Consider the following 18985-nt stretch of genomic DNA (forward strand, 5'->3'; position numbering starts at 1 on the left):
CCGATGCCAACCCTTCACCACCAGGAGATCACCATGCTTGCCAACCTGCTCGAACCCACACCTCTGCCATCCACCGTGCGCGGCAACCGCATGCCTGTCGGCAGTCCCCTTTACAACGAATGCGTCGAATTCCTCATTGACGAGGCGGAGATGCTCGATGAACTGCGCTTTGACGAATGGCGCGCGCTGCTGGCGCAGGACATCGAATACAACGTCCCGCAGCGCTTGACACGCCCTGTGCGCATGCAGGACGGCACGACCATTCGAACCGTTCAGCACATGCACGACAACTATGCCTCGTTGATGCTGCGCGTGCGCCGTATCACGGAAACCCGCAGCGCCTGGTGCGAAGACCCTCCCTCGCGCACGCGCCGGATGGTCAGCAACGTGCGCGTCTACAAGACCGACAAGCCGAATGAATTCAAGGTGCAGAGCTACATGCTTCTCACCCGGAACCGATTCGATTTTGACTATTTTGACCTGATCCCCTGCGACCGCCATGACGTGTTGCGCAAGGAGGGCGGCGCCTTGCAACTGGCGCGGCGCGAGGTCCTGATTGACCAATCCGTGCTCGGCACGCCCAACCTCGGCATTTTTCTGTGACCTGCGGTGTCGCCTTCCACCTTTGAGGAAAAAATGAAAACCACCTATCGTTCCGAGAAGCTCGAAGAGGCTTTCGCTGCACTTTCGGCCAACTACCGAGGGACCGACATCGACCTGTACGCGGTGTGCCGCGACAGGCGCGCGACGTCGCCGGTCGCGACCGGCGACTTCATGAACAGCATCGGCGTGCCCACGCATGCCGGTGCCAACCACGGCCACCCGACCTTCACCCTGTTCAAGTACAACGACGTCAAGAACGTGCTGCAGGACTCCGCCACCTTCAACAGCCGCTTCATGGCCAAGGGCTTCGGCAGCTTTTTCAGTGCCGACGGACTGGTCATCACGGCCATGGATGGCGAGGCGCACCGCAAGGCCCGCGGGCTGCTGCAGCCGGTGTTTGCACCCGATGCCGTGCTGCCCTGGCGCGCCGCGATAGAGCACCAGATTCGCGACGAGTTCATCCTGCCCCTGGTGCCCGACAAGCGCGCCGACCTGCTGGACTTCGGCCTGTACTTCCCGATCCGCGTCATCTACGGATTGATCGGCTTTCCCGACGAGGAACTGGGCAATTTCTACGAGTACGCGGCGATGGGCCTGACCGTGCTGGCTGGCCCGAAGATCGACCCGGCCGAGGAGGCCGCGTCCCGCGAGCGCGCGATGAAGGCCACCAACACCTTGTATGAGACCGTGATGGCGCTGGTCAAGCGCCGCCGCGCCGAAGGAGCTCCCGGAGACGACCTGGTGTGCCGCCTGCTGCGCGCCGAATTCGAGGGGCGCAAGCTCGACGACCACGAAATCACGACCTTCGCGCGTTCGATGGTGGCCGCCGGCGGCGAAACCACCACCCGGACCTTCAGCTCAATCATGACGCTGCTGCTGCAGCGTCCCGCCCTGGTCGAACGGGTCCGCAACGATCGCAGCCTGGTGTCCAAGCTGATCGACGAGGGGGTGCGCTTCGAGCCCGTGTCCACCGTCAAGGTGCGCCAGGCCGTTCGCGATGTCGAGATCCGGGGCGTGCAGATCCCAAGGGATGCGATGGTGCAGTGCGTGGTCGCCTCCGCCAACCGCGACGAAGAGATCTTCGATAACAGCGACACCTTCGACATCGACCGCCGCCAGAAGCCGTCCTTCACCTTCGGCTTCGGCCCGCACATGTGCATCGGCCAGTACCTGGCGAAGATGGAGCTTTCCATCGCCATCAACGCGGTGCTCGACCTGTTCCCCAACATCCGGCTCGATCCGGATCGCCCCGCGCCCGTGATCGCCGGCAGCATGCTGCGCGGCGCGTCCTCTGTGCCCGTGATCTGGGACTGAAGCCCCAGGCCGTCAAATCAGCCGCACGGTATTCCCCGCCGGACGTGCCCGCCGCGATGTGCGGCGCGGCCGGCGCGGCGCAGATTCCCGATCGTCCCAGGCGCGATCGGGGTTTCATCTTTTGTTTGCATATTCCTTTATCTGGAGTCCATCATGAAACTCGACGACCTCATTCTTGTCAGCGTTGACGACCACGCGATCGAGCCGCGCGGGGCTTTTGATCGCCACATGCCAGCCAAATTCAAGGGCCGCCAGCCCAAGGTGGTTCAAAGCAGGGGCCGTGACGTCTGGGTCTTCGAAGACCGCGCGACAGGCTACATGGGCCTGAACTCCGTGGTGGGGCGCCCCAAGGACGAATACGGCATGGAGCCTTTGGGCTACGAGCACATGCGCCGCGGGACGTGGGACATCAAGGCCCGGGTGGACGATATGAACGCCAATGGTGTGCTGGGCTCCATCTGCTTCCCGACCTTTCCCGGTTTCGCGGGGCAGCGCTTCCAGCAGTACAGGGATGCGCGGGAGGTTTCGTTCGCCGCCATCCAGGCCTACAACGACTGGCACCTGCACGACTGGTGCAATGCAGCGCCGGGGCGGTTCATTCCGCTGAGCCTGATTCCATGGTGGGATGGTGAACTGGCTGCCCAGGAGATCCGCCGCATGGCCAAGCTGGGGGTTCACGCGATCTCCCTCTCGGACAACCCCGCGCTGCATGGGTTCCCCTCGATCCACTCCGACCATTGGGATCCGGTGTGGAAGGCTTGCGCGGACAATGACGTGGTGATCTGCTGCCACATCGGCACCGGCGTCAAGGCCGAGCATGCCTCGGACCTCACGCCGATCGATGCCTGGATCACCTCGATGCCGATCTCGATCGCCAACTCGGCCGCCGACTGGATATGGGCCCCCATGTGGAAGAAGTACCCCAATCTGCGCATGGCCCTCTCCGAGGGCAGCATCGGATGGATTCCATACCTGCTGGAGCGTGCCGACTTCACCTACCGGCACCATCACGAGTGGACCATGACGGACTTCGGCGGCGGCAAGCCCAGCGACGTCTTCAGGCAGCACATCATCACCTGCTTCATCGAAGACGAGTTCGGCTTGCGCAATCTGGCCGACATCGGCGAAGACAAGGTGACCTGGGAGTGCGACTACCCGCACTCCGACTGCACCTGGCCGGGTTCGCCGGAGATCTTCCATGCGCAGACCCGGCACCTGACGGACGCGCAGATCGACAAGATCGGCCACCTCAACGCCATGCGCGAGTTCTCCTACGACCCGTTCTCCATCCTGGGACGCGAGAACTGCACCGTGGGAGCGCTGCGGGCGCAGGCCAAGCACGTGAGTGTCGAACCGATGCTGGGCATGGGGGGGGCCAAGCCGGTGCGGCAGACGGGCAAGCCGGTGACCTCGGGCGACATCAACAAGATGTTCGCTGATGCGGACGCAGAGACCGCGCTGTAGCCTTTGGGAGCATCAGATGAGCCATCTCTACGATCTGGGGGCTGCATGATGCGGGCGGCCGTGATTGCCGAGCGCGGACTGCCGCCGGTTCTGCAGGACTTTCCCGAACCACAGGCTCGCGAGGGCGCGACCTTGATCAAGGTCGATACCGCGGGGCTGGGAGGCTGGGATGTTCTGGGGGCCTACCGCCTGGGCGTGCAATTCCCGTGCGTGATTCGGGGCGAGGGGGTAGGCCACGCCCCGGACGGGCGCCGGGTCTATTTCGGCGAGCGCTCGGTGGCGCCCTTCGGGGCCTGGGCCGAACGCACCTTGGTACCTACCGAAGAGGTGTGGGACGTTCCCGACGATGTCGACGATGCGCTGGCCATCACCATGGGCATCGCGGGCACCGGCGCACTGCTGCCGCTGGAACAGGCCCGCATCCAGCCTGGCGAAACCGTGCTGATCTTGGGGGCCACGGGAACGCTCGGGCAGCTCGCCCTGCAGCTCGCGCGCATTCTGGGCGCTGGCCGTGTGGTGGGGGCGGCCCGCGATGCGGCCGCCCTGGAGCGCTTGCGCGCGCGGGGCCTGGCCGACGCGGTGGTGGCCCTGGGCGGCACCGACGATGCCGTGGCCCTGAAGGCCGTGGCGGGCGAGGGGTTCGACGTGGTTCTCGACGGCGTATGCGGTGCGCCCATGCTCGCGGCGCTGAAGGCCACGCGCTGGGGCGCGCGCATCCTCACCGTCGGCACGGGGGGCGGGCGCGAAGTGAAGCTCGATATCGCCGACCTGCTGTTCCGCACGCTCAGTTGCGTGGGTACGGGGCAGCGCTCGGCCAGCGATCGCGAGGCCACCTGGCGCCGGCTCCTGCGGATGGCGCACGAGCATCGCATCACCTTTGACCATGTCGGGTATCGCTTCGACCAGATGCCGGACGCCTGGGCAAGCCAGGTGGCGGGGCCACATGCCAAGATCACCGCTTCTCTCAAGGCCTGATCGGAATTCGGCACGAACCAGAAGGATGGCGCGGATGCCAGGCTGGGAGGGTATGCGCGAACCTAGTGTTAACCCTGGTTTTTGGCCGCATTTGGGCCACTGGAACGGGCTTTATATGTACAGACTTTGCTAGGTTGTTTATATTTCGTCCCCACAGCTGCCCAAACAGATGAAGGAGACGCGCATGCTAAGCCCCACCCCCCCCACGCTTTCCGATGGAACCAAGGTCGTTGATCTGGTCAATGTGAACACACGGGAGGTGCAGATGCGCGCGCTCTCGGACCCCGAGCTCTACGAGCTGGAGATGGAGCGGATCTTCGGCAAGATCTGGGTTTTCCTCGGCCATGAGTCCGAGATTCCCAACTCGGGGGACTTCGTCACTCGCGACATGGGTTCCGACTCGGTGCTGGTCACGCGCGATAAGTCGGGCGAGGTTCACGTGCTTCTCAACCTGTGCACGCACCGGGGCATGCGGGTTTCGACCCTGGATGCGGGCAACACGCAGATCCACACCTGCATCTACCATGGCTGGGCTTTCCGTCCGAACGGAGCCTTTCTCGGCGCGCCGGTCGAGAAGGAGACGATGCACGGCAAGATGATGAGCAAGGAGGAACTGGGGTTGAAGAAGGCCCGGGTCACCTTGTATGGCGGGCTGATCTTTGCAACCTGGAACATCGATGGCCCCTCGTTCGAGGAATTCCTTGGCGACGCCAAGTGGTACTACGACATCCTTTTCAAGCGCACCGACAAAGGCATGGAAGTGCTGGGGCCGCCGCAGCGCTTCACGGTGCGTGCCAACTGGAAGGCAGCAGGGGAGCAGTCTGCCGCCGACGGCTACCACACGCTGACCCTGCACCGCTGGCTTGGCGAGGTCGGCAACTATTCCAAGAAGGGCGAAGGGGAGGGCAGCGGTGGCGACCTGAGCCCAGAGATGTACGGGGTGGAAGTCAGTTCGCCGCACGGGCACGCGTTGCGATGCATCGACCTGGGGCGGAAGATTCGCCGCATGACCGGGCTCGATCCCGACGTGCTGAGCGTGGACGAAAAGCTCAATGCGCTCCCGCCAGCCGGCATGACGAAGGAGATGGTCGAGCAGCTCAAGCGCAACCTCACGCCCGAACAGCTGCATGTGCAGACCAGCATGCCGCCGCAGGTCGGCGGCATCTTCCCGAACGTGCTGTTTGGCTTCGTCTACATCCCACAGGCCGATGGCTCGGTGGTCGGCTCGATGACCATGCATGCCTACGTCCCGAAGGGGCCCGACAAGCTGGAGTTCGTGAACTGGATCTTTGCGGAAAAGGACGCCCCGCAGGAGTTGCGCGACAAGATGCTCAGGCAGACCATCCAGCTGTTTGGCACATCAGGCATGGTGGAGCAGGACGACTCCGACACCTGGCCGCACATGACCCTGGCCGCCAAGGGCGCGCAGGGCAAGAAGATGACCCTGAAGTACCAGGCTGTCTATGAAACCGGGGCGCCCAAAGGCTGGCCCGGCCCGGGCATCGTCAACGAAGGCTTCACCAAGGACGACACGCAGTGGCACTGGTGGTTGTACTGGCGCCAGCTCATGGGCGACGCGGTCTGATCCTTCCTTGCAACTCGATACCATCCAATCTCGGAGACTCCCATGAGTGAAGCCCAAGGCGCCCTGGTGCCTATCGGATCGCCGGTTTACAACCAGATCCTTCAATTTCTGTACGTCGAGGCGCGCCTGCTTGACGAAATCCGCCTCAAGGAATGGGGCGCCCTGCTCGCGCAAGACCTGATCTACTCCGCTCCCTTGAGGGAAACACGGCCGGTCAACCAGCAGGCGGCATCGGTGGTGCGCACCATGCAGCACTACCACGACGATTGGCGCTCCGTGATGGGGCGCATCGTGCGCCTTACCGGCACCAAGAGCGCCTGGGCGGAAGATCCACCATCGCGCACGCGCCGACTCGTGACCAACGTTCTGGTCGAAGAGACGGACAAGCCCCAGGAATACAGTGTGCGCAGCTATCTGCTAGTGACGCGCAGCCGGTTCAACTTCGATGAATACGACCTGATCAGCGCGGAACGCAGGGACATCCTGCGGGCTGATGGCGAGGGGTTCAAGCTGGCCAAGCGCGAGATCCTGCTGGACCAGGCCGTGCTGGGTACGCCGAATCTGGCCATCTTCCTTTGACCTCGCGCTTGCCTTCAAGCCTTGAACGCGAGCCATTCCTGGTCATCGCGGCATAGCTGGCCGGGCTGCCACGTGAAATTCCAGGTCGAGCCCACTTGGCGCAAAGCCAGAGGGGCTCTTCCAGGCTGCTGCGCATAGCAGGCCCCGGTCGTTCTGGCATGGCGCTGTGCATCGAGGGGACGATTCTTCCCCATGGAAATCACGGCACATCGCCGCAATACCAGTGCTGCTTCGGCCATGTCTTCGGTCAGGTGGGCAAACGCCCAGCGCGCCATGCCCTGGCGCAACCCGATGCCTTCGTAAGGGGGAGGCCCTACGATGTCCAGGTCCTGGATATCCCAGGCCAGCAGCCGGATGCCGTCGCGATCGAGGGTCGCGTATGTGCGTCCTTCGATTCTCAGTGGCACCTCGATGTCATAACGGCGTCGCGGCAGGGCCCGGGACGCGGCGGCCGCGGCCAGGCCGCTGAGTTCCAGCATGTGGGTGCATTGCTCGCTGGGATCGACTTGGCGCATCACGCCGTGAGCGCTTGTCGCAGGGGGAGTGCCGACCAGCTGTTGGAGTTGGCCAGCCGCCGAAGGACACAGGCTGTAAGGGTGGCGAGGAGCTTCGCCACGCACGAAGGCGATGAGCCCATCCCGGACGACGAGTTCGACCCGGAAATGATGGAAGTCATCCTCCAGCGCGGCCCGGCAGCGAAAGCCGGCTTCCACGGGATCGGTTGCGATCAGAATGCGGCGTCGGAATACAGGCATGGGAACTTTCTTTCGGGGCCTCTGCCGTCGGCTGGCAACGCGCGAAGCCTGATTTTTCCGGCTGACACGAAGTGTCTTAAAGTGTACGATAAAAAGAATTCTGTCTAATATAAGGAGATTCAATGGGCTTGCTGAAAGACAAGGTGGCGCTGATCACCGGAGCGGGCGGTGGTATCGGACGCGGCATTGCACGCTGCTATGCGCGAGAAGGCGCTGCGGTACTGATTGCCGAGCTCGATCCCGTGACCGGCGCCGAGGCCGAGGCCGAACTCCAGCAGATGGGCGCGCGCGCCCTGTTCGTGCCCACCGACGTGCTCCGCAAGGACAGCGTGGAAGCCGCTATTCAGGCCGCAGCGGATAGCTTTGGCGGGCTCGACATTCTCATCAACAATGCCTTCGTCCCATCCGAGAACGTGTTGCTGGAGGACAAGACGGATGCGATGCTGGAGCGTACGCTGACATCTACCGTCTGGGCGTCCTGGTGGGCCATGCGCGCTGCCTTGCCGCACATGCGTGCGCGCGGTGGTGGGCGCATCATCAATTTCACGTCGATCGACGTGGACATCGGAGCCTGGCAGCATGCCGACTACAACACGGGCAAATCCGGTGTCGTCGGACTGACGCGCAGCGCGGCGGCCGAATGGGGCCGGTTCAACATCACTTGCAACGCCATTGCACCGACAGCCATGGGGGCGACATTCCATAAGCTGGCCGCCGAAATCCCCGGTTTCGCCGAGCGCTCGGCCGCCGCCCGGCCCATGGGTCGCTCGGGTGATCCGGAACTGGATATCGGGCCAGTGGCCGTCTTTCTGGGCTCGGAGATGGCGCGGTTCGTGACCGGAATCACCATGCACGTGGACGGTGGGCTGCATTTGCCAGGCTACAACTCGCGCCCGGCCCATGTGCCGGTGCGCGAATACTGATGCACCGGAGACAGGCTTCAGCGCTTGGTGACCTGTATGCCGCTGGTTTCCTGGTCCCAGGTGGCCGGTGTGCAACCTTGGTCGCGCAGTTCATACTTCAGAACCCGCCCCTGGGGGTTCTTGGGAAGGCTGTCGCGGAATTCGATGTAACGCGGCAGGGCGTAGTAGGGGACGGCGTCGATGGCCCACTGGAAAAGATCCTCGGGCGCCAGCGCCATGCCAGGGCGCAGCATGGCGGTCACCTTGACGTCGTCTTCCCCCTTGTCGGACGGGACGGCGTGCACGGCGACTTCGGCCAGGGCCGGGTGGCGGGCGAAGGCAGCCTCCATCTCGAAGCTGGAGATGTTTTCGCCGCGTCTGCGCAGGTAGTCTTTCTTGCGATCAACGAAATAGAAAAAGCCTTGCTCGTCGAACTTGCCAATATCCCCGGTGTGCAGCCAGAGGTTGCGCATGATCTTCAGCGTGTCTTCCGGCCTGCGCCAGTAGCCCATGAACATGATGTCCGGGCGCAGCGGCCGCACCACGATTTCGCCAGAAGTCCCGGTCGGCACTTCCCGGTCGAGGTCGTCCACGATGCGCACGTCGAAATCGGGAATGCGCTTTCCAGACGAACCGGGTGCGGCATACTCGCCACCGGCCAGCGAAGTGATCACTGCCGCTTCGGTGAGGCCATAGCCGTTGCCGCCCACCTGTTTCGCGCCGAAGCGTTCGCGCCAGATGGATTTGACTTCCTCCGTGAACGGATTGCCCCGCACTGTATGGATCTGCCCCTTGCAGCGCCGCCCGGCCTCGGTATCCGGCGCGTTGGCCAGCATCGCCCCCATGCTGCCCAGGATGGAGGCGATGGTGGCACCGCTGCGCTCCACTTCGGGCCAGAAGTTCGACACCGAAAAACGCGGAACGAAAGCGACGCGGGCGCCGACCAGAATCGATGCCAGCACGCCCACGCACATGGCGTTCATGTGGAACAGCGGCAGGGGCGTGATCGTGACGTCGTTTTCGTTGGCCGGCCCGGCGCGCAGTTGCAGACGCGCCAGATTGCACATGTAGTTGTAGCTGATCATGCAGCCCTTGGACGGTCCGGTCGTGCCCGAGGTGTAGATGAGGCAGGCCAGTTCCCAGGGCTGGGGTTTGCGCTCGAACGCGCTGTCATCGCTGCCGCGGTGTTCGTCGAGCGAGGCCAGGGGCAGGGTGCCGCACTGCCTGTCGCCGGGCGTTCCCCGGGTCAGGACCTGCTGCACGTCCGGCAACCCGTCCGAAACCGCCGCGATGCGTTCGGCATACGCAGCCTCGCAGACCACGAGCGCCGCGCCAGCATCGGCAATCTGGTGGCGCAGGAATTCACCCTTGAGCGCGGTGTTGATGGGTACGCTGACGGCGCAGAGCTTATTGATGGCGAACCAGCACAGCACGGCATCGATGTTGTTGTCGAGCATCGTCACGACCGTCTGGCCGGGTTGCACGCCCAGCGCCGCGAACGCATGGGCCAAACGGGTCGACTGGCGATCCACTTCGCCGTAGGTATGGAGTTCACCCGAGAAGTCGAGCAACACCCGGTCGGAATGTTTGGCTACCGCGCGTTCGAGCGCCGCAATGACCGTATCTTGTTGACCGAGGGACCACGTGTCGGGATTGCCGATTCCTGCCATGCAAAACGCTCCAAGCCACACCCAAGGATGCAAAAAATTCTAGATAAAGATGAGAATTCTATATTTAGATTTTTCACCGCGCGTGCTGGTAAACCCTTGGCCGCATCGCCAAGCGCCGAATCTCTCACTGAACCTCAGAAAGCATGGAAATGACCCTCAAGAGCACGAACAAGCAAGCCGCAGTCGCATCGAAAGCGGTTGGCAAGCCCCGTCGCAGGGTGGTGGATCGTGGCGTTGCGGCGCCTGTTGTGCAGAAACCTGCGGCGGCTGTCGCCATGGTGGAGAAGAAGAGCCCGGTGGCCGCAGAGACAGGGCCGGTTGGCGTACGCCGTGGGCGCAGCAACCGGCGTTCCGAGCAAACGATTGCGAACATCCTGATGGTCACCGAGAACATCGTGCTGAAATCTGGCGCCGAGCGGATCTCGATACTCGATGTCTGCCGCGAGGCGGGTATTTCCCGCGGCACGTTCTATCGCTATTTCGCGTCTCAGGATGAACTGCTGGATGCGTTTGCCCGTCACAAACGCGAGCAGTTCCATGTCACCTTGGCAGAGGCCGTCCAACCCTACCAGGACCCCGACGAGCGCTTCGACGCGTTGATTCGCTACCTGGACCACTACTTGGAGCATGGCCGCGCGCGCCGGTTGCTGGTCGCCGCACCGGAATACGCCCTTGGTTTCTTTCGCCGCATCTTCCACGACTCGGTGGTCCGGTTCCAGGACGTTCTCGGCTCTGTTTTCGATGCCTGGGAGGCTCGTTTTGGCGTCAAGGTGGATCGGGAACTGGTATGCGAACTCCTGATCCGCTATGTGTTGAGCGAGCAACTGGTGCCGGGGGATGCTGATCGCAAGACGTTGCCCCGGCGCATTGGCCGAATGGTGGAGGCCCTGGCCACAGGTGCACCCCCCCGCGCTAGGCGGTGAATTGTCTCCTGCGGCAGTGGCATGCACCCGTCACCCTATTGCAGGGCGGTAGCGATGCGCGCGAACAATTGCCTCATCGGCATCTCGGGGGAGTGGCTGAAAAGGGGGTCGTGGTGCGCGGAAAAGGCTTTGTAGACAACTGACCAGTCGGCGCTGGTCAGATGCCGGCGTGCAGCCGGGAAAATGACGGTCTCCTCCAGGGACATGTGCTCCCAGACCGCGCCGCTCAGGCGCTGGACGGCAGCGGTGACTGCTTCCGCGGCGTCTGCATCTCCATGCCCGTGACGGGCGAGGGCGGTGAACAAGGCATCGATCAAGGTGTTTTCCAGCACATGCTGCCGTTCCAGTTCGTCCAGCACTGCATTGTGTTCGCTCGTGCGCTGCCGGAGCAGGCGGAAGATGAAGGCCTCTTCCTTGGGGTGGTGCAGCCTCGTCGGAAACTGGCGCAGGTAGTCAGCCATTTGCCGCATCAGCGCCACGTCGGGAATCGTGCCATCGATACGCCCTGCGCGATCCAATTGCTGCAGGCCGGTGAGTACCGCAGCGATGGAACGATGTTCTCCCGCCACGATGGCGAGCGCGCGGTTCGCGTCGGCCTGCTCGTCATTCGACTCGATGCTGGCCACATGCACGGGAAGGTTGGCGATTTGCAGCAGCTGGCGGGTCACGCTGCTGTGCAGCCAACCCCGCAAGCCAGGCACGCGGCCGTGGGAACTCACGAAGAGCAGATCGCAGGCGTGCCGTTGCGCCGCTTCGAGAATGGCTTGGGCCGGATGGTCGCTGACGAGCGCATCCGTCGAGCATTCGACGCCGCCGATCCTCGCGGCCGTGGCCGCCTTGAGCAGCACCGCATGTCGGGGCATGTCGCTTTCGGCGGTGAAGGCTTGGCGGTCGAGCGAATGCAGCATGGAGCCTTCGCCGGTGGCGGCCAGATCGGGGGCCGCGTGGAAAAAGGTGATCCGAGCCCCCAGGGCCCGCGCAAAGCTGACCGAATGGGTGACGGTTGCCATTCCCAGCGGGGTGTCGTCCAGGGCGACGAGCAGGTGTTTGTACATAAAGAGCTCCATGCAAGACAGTCTTCAGGGTGTCTGTAGCGGCTGTGTCGTCGCCTCAGTGTTTTCGATAACTTGAACAGAATCGCTGTTTTTGATTAATATCGCATTGACGCAGTGCAAACGCATGCCGGATTTCTGGCGGCTGTCACTGCTTCAGTAGCACGCGAACGACATCTGCACCGGCCCTTGGGGCCGTGCCCGAACCTGAAAGAATCACCATGCTGATCGACCTCCACGCCCATGCCCCGCTACCGGGGTACTACAACCAGCATCCGTTTTGGGGGCCGTTCTTTGAGCGGCACCCGGATGGCGACGTCAAGCTTCGCGTTGGCCATTGGGTGCTGCGCCTGGGCTCGCCCGAACGCAAGGCAGCGGTTCGTGCCGGGAAGGGACCGAGCGTCGAGGAATACATGGCCCGTTGGGCGGATCCGAAGAACCGCCTCAATGGCATGGATGCCGCAGGGCAGAATGCGCAGGTGCTGTCGGTGCCTTCGCACTGCTACATGTACTGGGCCGACCCCGAGTTCTCGGTGCGCTTCGCCACCAAGGTCAACGACATCCTGGCCGACTACTGCTCGGCCGCGCCGGATCGCCTGATGTTCTGGGCCCATGCGCCGCTGAATGCGCCGCACGACGCAGCCAAGGAAATCCGCCGCGCCTGCACCGAACTCGGCGCGAAGGGCCTGGTGGCCGGCGGCGCGAACTTCGGCGGGCTGGAGGCGGATTCGCCGCAGCTCGACGTCGTCTGGAAAACGATGTGCGACCTCGATCTGCCGATCTTCATCCACGGCTACAACCAATCGGTCACCTGGGGCATGCAGGCCGACCATGACCAGTACGAAACCACGGCCATCGTCGGCATGAACTACGACGAGACGCGATTCTTCTGGTACCTTATCAATGGCGGCGTTCTGGATCGCTTCCCCAATCTCAAGGTCTACATCACCCATGGCGGCGGGTACATCCCGTACCAGCTCGGCCGTCTGGCCCAGACCAACCGCAATCTCGACGTGGCGTTCAACAAGAAGCCGGTCGAGGAGTATCTGAAGAACTTCTGGTTCGACGTCGAATTGCACGAGGTGCCGATGCGCCAGGCACTGGTTGACATCATTGGTGCCGATCGCGTTCTGTATGGCAGCAACTTCGGCGGCAGCGATGCCGTTCGCCACGACCTGACCGATGGCCTGCGCCTGTCGGACGACGATCTGCAGAAGATTCGCTGGAAGAATGCGTGCGAGCTGCTGCACCTGGATCCTGCCAAGCTGGGCAAGCCCGCCGTCCAACCTGCTGCCAGAGTCGCCGCATGAAGCTCGCACGCTGCACCGATGGCGGTGCCCCGTTCTGGGCGCTGGTCGATACCGAACGCGACGAACTGCGCCCGATCGAGGGCGGGGTCTCCGATTGGGGCCCGGCTATCACGCGCGGCGAGGGGGAGGCTGCGCTGCGCTTCCGTGGCGCCGTGCGCGCGCTCGACTCGGTGCGGCTTCTGCCACCCATCGAGAAGACCAACCGGGTGGTGGTCGCTGGGGCCAACTACGCCAAGCACCTCGCGGCCGACTTCGGCATCAAGAGCCACAGCCAGCCTATCGCCTTCCTGAAGGCCCATGGCGCGCTCATCGGGGCGAACGACGCATTGCGCTACCCGCCCCTGACGCAGGAGCTGGATCACGAGGTGGAACTGGTGGCCGTGATCGGCGACACGGTCAACCGCGATGACCCCATCTCCAGCGTGCTGGGATACACCGTGGGCAACGACGTGAGCTCGCGCGATCTGCAGCGCAGCGGACCGCCCGGTGTCGGAATGGATCTATTTGCGGCCAAGAGCGGTGACCAGACCACGGGCCTCGGCCCGTGGATCGTGACGCGCGATGAGTTTGCGCGCGAGGGAAAGCTGTCGCTGCGCCTGCTGCTGCGCGTGAATGGGGAAATTCGCCAGGACGGCGACACGGCTGAGATGACCTGGGATGTCGCGGAACTGGTGAAGTTCGTGGACGAGCGCTCGCGTTTCGAGAGCGGCGATGTCATGTTCACCGGCTCGCCGGCCGGCACGGGGCAGGGTTCCGGCAAGTTTCTCAAGCCCGGTGACGTGGTCGAGGCCGAGATTCCCGGCATCGGTCTGTTGCGCAACATCGTCACGACAGCCCAATAAGCAATCAGGGAGACAGTACATGAGCATTACGCAAAACAAGGTGGTCGTCGCCGGTGGCGGCCTGATGGGAACCGGCATCGCCCATGCCTTCGCCAGCTCCGGCTTCGTCACCGTGCTGGTGGACAGCAACGAGGCTGCGGCCGCCAAGGCACTCTCCGCCGTGGCCAAGATCCTGGACGACGGGGTTCGCCTCGGCAAGCTCGATGCGGCGGTGGCCGAGGCGGCGAAATCCAGGCTCACGACGCAAGCCGATCTCGCTGCCGCATCCGCGGGGGCCGCACTGCTGGTCGAGACCGTCACCGAGAACATCGCGGTGAAGAAGCAGGTGGTGGCCACGGCCGCCGCCCACATGCTGCCCGACGCCATCATCGCCACGAACACCTCCGCGCTGAGCGTGACCGAGATCGCCACGGCCGTGCCCCAGCCTGAACGGGTGGTGGGCATGCACTTCTTCAATCCGGTGCACAAAATGAAGCTGGTCGAGCTGGTGCGCGGCATCGCCACCAGCGACGAGACCGTGGCCAGAACCCGCGAATACAGCGACGCGCTGGGCAAGACGTCGATCATCGTCAACGAGTCCCCGGGCCTGACCACCAGCCGGATGTCGGCCATGCTGGGCAACGAAGCGATGTGGATGCTGCAGGAGGGCGTGGCCACTGCCGAGGACATCGACACGGCGCTGCGCATGGGCTTCAACCATCCGATGGGGCCCCTCGAACTCGGAGACCTGACCGGATGGGATACCCGGCTGTCGGTGCTTCGTTACCTGCACTCGACGCTGGGCGACAAGTTCCGTCCCTGCCCTCTGATCATCAAGATGGTGGCCTCCGGCCGCCATGGGCGCAAGACCGGCGCGGGCGTGTACCAGTACGACGAAAAAGGCCAGCGCATTCCTGGCTCCGGCCTGAAAGCGAGCGTTCTGTGAGCCGCCCGGATGTGGTGATCGTCGGGGCGGTTCGCACGCCCGTCGGAAAATTCAAAGGCAGCCTGGCGCCCGTGCGCGCCGATCACCTGGGTGCCGTCGTCCTGGACGAGCTCATTACCCGTTCGGGGCTTGAGCCGGAATTGGTGGACGATGTCATCTTCGGCTGCGTCACCCAGGTCGGTGAGCAGTCGGCCAATATCGCGCGCACTTCACTGCTGGGGGCCGGCTGGCCCTGCACGATTCCTGGCCTGACGATCGACCGCAAATGCGGTTCGGGTGAAGAGGCCGTGCACGTGGCTGCGGGCCTGATTGCGTTCGGGTCGGCCGAGGTGGTCGTGGCCGGCGGTGCCGAGAACATGAGCCGGGTGCCCATGGGCAGCAACCGCAGCATCCATGGGGAGGCCTTTGGCTGGATGGTCGCCGAGCGCTACGAAATGACGAGCCAGGGTGAAGCGGCCGAGCGCTTGTGCGACCAGTGGGAGCTGGGCCGGGAAGACCTCGATGCGTTCGCCGCGGAAAGCCATCGGCGCGCTTGCGCGGCTGCCTCTGCCGGCCATTTCGAGAAAGAAATCGTGCCGGTGCCCGTTATGCAGGTGCGCGAGAAGGGCGCAGAGGGCGAGGCGCACTTGTTCTCCGCAGACGAAACGATCCGTCCCGGTACGGCCGTCGAGAAGCTGGCGACCCTCAAAACCAGCTTCCGCGCGGACGGTCGCCTGACTGCCGGGAACTCTTCGCAGATCTCGGATGGGGCGGCGGGTTTGCTGCTGATGTCTTCGGTCAAGGCCCGATCGCTGGGCCTCAAGCCCCGCGCGCGCATTCTCGCCATGACCACGGTGGGCTCCGATCCCACGCTGATGCTTACCGGGCCGGTCGCGGCCACCCGCAAAGTGCTGGCGCAGGCGGGGCTCACACTGGACGACATCGACCTCTTCGAGATCAACGAGGCGTTTGCCTCGGTTCCCCTGGTCTGGATGAAAGAGCTGGGCGTGTCTTCCGAGCGTTTGAACGTCAACGGCGGCGCCATCGCGCTGGGGCACCCCTTGGGGGCGAGCGGAGCGCGCATCATGACGTCGATGCTGCACGAGCTGGAGCGCCGGGGCGGACGTTATGCGCTGCAGGCGATCTGCTGCGCCGGCGGCATGGGGACCGCCACCCTCATCGAGCGGCTGTGACCGTGGCGCGCCTGCCGCTGGTGCCGCTGGCCGATTTTCCGGCGCCGCTGGACGAGGCCATGCGGCGGGGCGTCGAGACACGCATGCTCAGTTCCACCGTGCCGGTGCAGGTCTGGGCCCATCGGCCACAGGCCGCGCTGGCATGGCTGGCGCTGCTGGACCAGTTCTACAACCACGGCGTGCTGGACGGGCGGCTGCGGGAACTGGTGCGGCTGCGCATCGCCAGCATCACGCAGTGCCAAGCCTGCCAGTTGGCGCGCAAGAGCGACCGCGTGGACGTGCAAGACCTGGAAGCCCTCAATTGCCAGCAGATCGGCAGCGCCCACTTTTCGCCCGCCGAGCGGGCCGCGCTGGCGTATGCCGAGCTGTTCGCAGCCGATGCGCATGCCGTTGGAGAAGGGCATTTCGCAGCGCTGGCCGAGCACTTTTCGACCGCCGAGACCGTTGAACTGCAGATGTTCTGCGCTTTGATGCTGGCGGGCGGCCGCATGACTTTGGTTCAACAAGCCTACCAGGAGGTATCACCGTGAGCACATCGATCTTCGACATTCCCCTTCAGGCCCTGAACGGCTCCGATACGAGCCTTGCCCCCTTCAAGGGACAGGTGATGCTGGTTGTCAACGTGGCTTCCCAATGCGGGCTGACCCCGCAGTACGCCGGCCTGCAGTCCCTGTACGACCGCTTTCGCGACCGTGGCCTGCACGTGCTGGGATTTCCGTGCAACGATTTTGCGGGCCAGGAGCCGGGAAGCGAGGACGAGATCCGCGACTTCTGCGACACCAACTACCGCGTGAGCTTTCCGCTTTTCACCAAATTGCGGATCAACAGTGAGCCCAGACACCCGCTCTATGCCGCCCTGATCGCTGCGCAGCCTCATGCCGTCGCGTCCGGCGATCCACGGCTGCGCGACACCTTGTCCAAGCATCAACTGCTGCCCAAGGCAGATACCGATGTGATGTGGAACTTCGAGAAATTCCTGATTGGCCGTGATGGGGCCGTGGTGGCCCGTTTCGCTCCCGACGTGGCACCCGATGATGCAAGGCTGATCGCGGCCATCGAGGATGCCCTCGGTTGATTCCATGGCACGCAGCGGGCGTTTCAGTTTCGGATGGACGCTGCTGACGCTGGTCGCCGCGCAGGTCGGATTGCATGGCTGCCTCAACGGCATGCGCATGACCGTCCCCTTGTTGGCGGTGAGCGAATCGCGGGGCCCTGCCGTGATCGGGTTGTTGATGGCGCTGTTTGCCGCCTTCCCCTTTGTGCTCGCCATTCCTGCCGGGCGCCTGGTGGATCGTCGGGGGTACCACCTGGGAACGCGCATTGGTGCCTTGCTGGCGCTGGCGGGGGCCGGTCTTGCCGCTTCGGCGTCCCATGTCTGGGCTCTGGGAGGCGCCGCGGCCCTGGTGGGGGCGGGCTCTGCGGTGGGCATGATTTCACTGCAGCGCACGGCAGGCCGGCTGGCCCGGGGCGAGGCGGAACGCCTGCGGATCTTCAGCTGGGTGGCACTCGCGCCGTCCATCGCGACTTTCATCGGCCCGGTCCTGGCGGGCATGCTGATCGACCATGTGAGCTATCGCGCGGCTTTCGTCGGACTGGCTCTGCTGCCTCTGGGGACGCTGCTCGCCACCACCCGAGTCCCTGCCGAGGCGCCTCGGGCGCCCGCGAAACGGACCGATACTCCCCCGAAGGCTTGGGACCTGCTGGGCGACCGCGATCTTCGGCGACTGTTCTTCATCAATTGGCTGATTGCCGCCTGCTGGGATGCCCACGCTTTTGCGTTGCCGATCCTGGGCCACGAGCGGGGCTTGAGCGCATCGGCCATCGGCACGGTGCTGGCCAGCTACGCCGTCACCTCAGCGGCCGTGCGGCTGGCGATCCCCTTTTTGGCGGAGCGTCTCCAGCCCCGGTGGGTGATGACCGGTGCGCTGACCTTGACGGCATCGGTTTTCCTGCTCTATCCCTGGTTGGACAGCACGTGGGCCATGGCGGCTTGCGCCGGCACCATAGGCCTGGGACTGGGGGCCATCCAGCCCGCTGTCATGTCCAGCCTGCACACCTTTGCACCGCCGGAGCGCCAAGGCGAGGCCCTTGGCCTGCGGTCCACCGTCATCCATTTCTCCACCTTGGTGATGCCCTTGGGTTTTGGCGCCGCCGGCGCCGCGTTGGGTGTTGCCCCGGTGTTCTGGATGACCGGTGCGGCGCTCTCCGCGGGTGCCTGGGCTGCTTTTGGGTTGCCGACCCAGGCCAGGCACGACTGACAAAGAACGATGACGCGGTTTTGCACGGGCGTCGATCACATCGCCTATCTCGCTACAAGGACACATGATGCTGAAGCTGTATCACGCACCCGGCTCCAATTCGGCGCGCATTCTGTGGCTGCTGGAGGAATTGGGCATGGAACGGGAGGTCGTGGTGGTGAAATACCCGCGCAACGATGGCAGTGAAGCCGATCCGCGCAATCCGCACCCGCATGGGTTCACGCCCGCGCTGGAGCACGATGGCCACTTGGTATCCGAGACGGCTGCCATTGCGCTTTACCTGACCGATCTGCATCCCGAGGCCGAGGTCGGCGTGCCGGCGGGGCATGCGTTGCGTGGAGCCTATCTCACCTGGCTCTTCTATCAGGTGGGTTTGACCGAACCCCTGGTCTACATGGAGGGGAAGGGCCTGCTGGCGCAGGATCCGGCGATGCGCGGCCTGAATCAATCAATGATGCAGCACATCCGGCACACGCTGTCACGCGGCCCCTACCTGCTCGGGCAGCGTTTCACCGCTGCGGACATCCTGTTCATGAGCTTGTTCGAGACTGCGCGCCCGCTGCTGGGCGGCTGCCCGGTCATCGAGGCCTATCTGGCCCGCGCCGATCGCCCTGCGCGGCGCCGGGCCTTGGCGCTGGATCGCTGAGCCGCGGTAC

The 18985-nt window shown here is 64.2% G+C and carries 19 protein-coding genes; 16 read left to right on the plus strand and 3 right to left on the minus strand.

What is annotated here, in order from left to right; translation table 11 throughout:
- The first annotated feature begins 33 nt into the window (after positions 1-33).
- The 6 genes from ACODS0_RS13840 to ACODS0_RS13865 all read left to right on the plus strand — a co-directional run bounded on the left by ACODS0_RS13840 (position 34) and on the right by ACODS0_RS13865 (position 6520).
- Positions 34-603: an aromatic-ring-hydroxylating dioxygenase subunit beta gene (locus ACODS0_RS13840; protein ID WP_063460664.1), complete on the plus strand. Its 570-nt coding sequence runs from the start codon at positions 34-36 to the stop codon at positions 601-603.
- Between the two features lie 33 nt (positions 604-636).
- Complete coding sequence (locus tag ACODS0_RS13845) at positions 637-1917, plus strand: cytochrome P450 (protein WP_060987181.1); 1281 nt, start codon at positions 637-639, stop codon at positions 1915-1917.
- Positions 1918-2070: 153 nt separating this feature from the next.
- A complete protein-coding gene (locus ACODS0_RS13850; RefSeq protein ID WP_060987180.1) occupies positions 2071-3381 on the plus strand; it encodes an amidohydrolase family protein in 1311 nt (436 codons plus the stop codon).
- A 132-nt stretch (positions 3382-3513) separates the two neighbouring features.
- Positions 3514-4356: a zinc-binding dehydrogenase gene (locus ACODS0_RS13855; RefSeq protein ID WP_488835558.1), complete on the plus strand. Its 843-nt coding sequence runs from the start codon at positions 3514-3516 to the stop codon at positions 4354-4356.
- Between the two features lie 184 nt (positions 4357-4540).
- Positions 4541-5941 (plus strand): aromatic ring-hydroxylating dioxygenase subunit alpha, encoded by a 1401-nt coding sequence (locus ACODS0_RS13860; protein WP_063460928.1) that lies wholly within the window; start codon positions 4541-4543, stop codon positions 5939-5941.
- A 42-nt stretch (positions 5942-5983) separates the two neighbouring features.
- Positions 5984-6520 (plus strand): 3-phenylpropionate/cinnamic acid dioxygenase subunit beta, encoded by a 537-nt coding sequence (locus tag ACODS0_RS13865; RefSeq protein WP_063460663.1) that lies wholly within the window; start codon positions 5984-5986, stop codon positions 6518-6520.
- Between the two features lie 14 nt (positions 6521-6534).
- Here the strand turns inward: ACODS0_RS13865 and ACODS0_RS13870 are convergent, their stop codons facing one another.
- On the minus strand, positions 6535-7275 hold the full coding sequence (locus ACODS0_RS13870; protein ID WP_063460662.1) for a DUF2889 domain-containing protein: 741 nt from the start codon (positions 7273-7275) through the stop codon (positions 6535-6537).
- Positions 7276-7397: 122 nt separating this feature from the next.
- Here ACODS0_RS13870 and ACODS0_RS13875 point away from each other — a divergent pair, with 122 nt between their 5' ends.
- Positions 7398-8198 carry an SDR family NAD(P)-dependent oxidoreductase gene (locus ACODS0_RS13875; protein ID WP_060987175.1) on the plus strand — a complete coding sequence of 267 codons (801 nt, stop codon included), beginning with the start codon at positions 7398-7400 and terminating at the stop codon, positions 8196-8198.
- A gap of 17 nt (positions 8199-8215) precedes the next feature.
- Here ACODS0_RS13875 and ACODS0_RS13880 read toward each other — a convergent pair whose 3' ends face one another.
- Complete coding sequence (locus ACODS0_RS13880) at positions 8216-9847, minus strand: ATP-dependent acyl-CoA ligase (RefSeq protein ID WP_060987174.1); 1632 nt, start codon at positions 9845-9847, stop codon at positions 8216-8218.
- Positions 9848-9990: 143 nt separating this feature from the next.
- Between ACODS0_RS13880 and ACODS0_RS13885 the strand changes: the two genes are divergently transcribed.
- Positions 9991-10770: a TetR/AcrR family transcriptional regulator gene (locus tag ACODS0_RS13885; RefSeq protein ID WP_199726994.1), complete on the plus strand. Its 780-nt coding sequence runs from the start codon at positions 9991-9993 to the stop codon at positions 10768-10770.
- A gap of 35 nt (positions 10771-10805) precedes the next feature.
- Here ACODS0_RS13885 and ACODS0_RS13890 read toward each other — a convergent pair whose 3' ends face one another.
- Positions 10806-11825, minus strand: coding sequence for a universal stress protein (locus ACODS0_RS13890; RefSeq protein ID WP_207373863.1), 1020 nt, complete (start codon positions 11823-11825; stop codon positions 10806-10808).
- A 218-nt stretch (positions 11826-12043) separates the two neighbouring features.
- On the opposite strand from ACODS0_RS13890, the gene ACODS0_RS13895 reads away from it, so the two are divergent.
- The 8 genes from ACODS0_RS13895 to ACODS0_RS13930 all read left to right on the plus strand — a co-directional run bounded on the left by ACODS0_RS13895 (position 12044) and on the right by ACODS0_RS13930 (position 18975).
- On the plus strand, positions 12044-13132 hold the full coding sequence (locus ACODS0_RS13895; RefSeq protein ID WP_119014728.1) for an amidohydrolase family protein: 1089 nt from the start codon (positions 12044-12046) through the stop codon (positions 13130-13132).
- Positions 13129-13974 carry a fumarylacetoacetate hydrolase family protein gene (locus ACODS0_RS13900; RefSeq protein ID WP_060987171.1) on the plus strand — a complete coding sequence of 282 codons (846 nt, stop codon included), beginning with the start codon at positions 13129-13131 and terminating at the stop codon, positions 13972-13974. Before ACODS0_RS13895 ends, ACODS0_RS13900 begins: the two co-directional genes overlap by 4 nt.
- A 19-nt stretch (positions 13975-13993) precedes the next feature.
- Positions 13994-14899 (plus strand): 3-hydroxyacyl-CoA dehydrogenase, encoded by a 906-nt coding sequence (locus tag ACODS0_RS13905; RefSeq protein WP_119014729.1) that lies wholly within the window; start codon positions 13994-13996, stop codon positions 14897-14899.
- Entirely contained in the window at positions 14896-16071 is a 1176-nt protein-coding gene (locus ACODS0_RS13910) for a thiolase family protein (RefSeq protein WP_121506352.1), read from the plus strand. The genes ACODS0_RS13905 and ACODS0_RS13910 overlap by 4 nt, the downstream gene beginning before the upstream one ends.
- Positions 16068-16601 carry a carboxymuconolactone decarboxylase family protein gene (locus tag ACODS0_RS13915; protein WP_294639179.1) on the plus strand — a complete coding sequence of 178 codons (534 nt, stop codon included), beginning with the start codon at positions 16068-16070 and terminating at the stop codon, positions 16599-16601. The genes ACODS0_RS13910 and ACODS0_RS13915 overlap by 4 nt, the downstream gene beginning before the upstream one ends.
- Positions 16598-17146, plus strand: coding sequence for a glutathione peroxidase (locus ACODS0_RS13920; protein WP_060987168.1), 549 nt, complete (start codon positions 16598-16600; stop codon positions 17144-17146). Before ACODS0_RS13915 ends, ACODS0_RS13920 begins: the two co-directional genes overlap by 4 nt.
- A gap of 4 nt (positions 17147-17150) precedes the next feature.
- Positions 17151-18329, plus strand: coding sequence for an MFS transporter (locus ACODS0_RS13925; RefSeq protein ID WP_121508678.1), 1179 nt, complete (start codon positions 17151-17153; stop codon positions 18327-18329).
- A 67-nt stretch (positions 18330-18396) separates the two neighbouring features.
- Entirely contained in the window at positions 18397-18975 is a 579-nt protein-coding gene (locus tag ACODS0_RS13930) for a glutathione S-transferase family protein (RefSeq protein WP_060987195.1), read from the plus strand.
- Positions 18976-18985: the final 10 nt, after the last annotated feature.

Source organism: Acidovorax sp. FG60, from assembly GCF_057808995.1.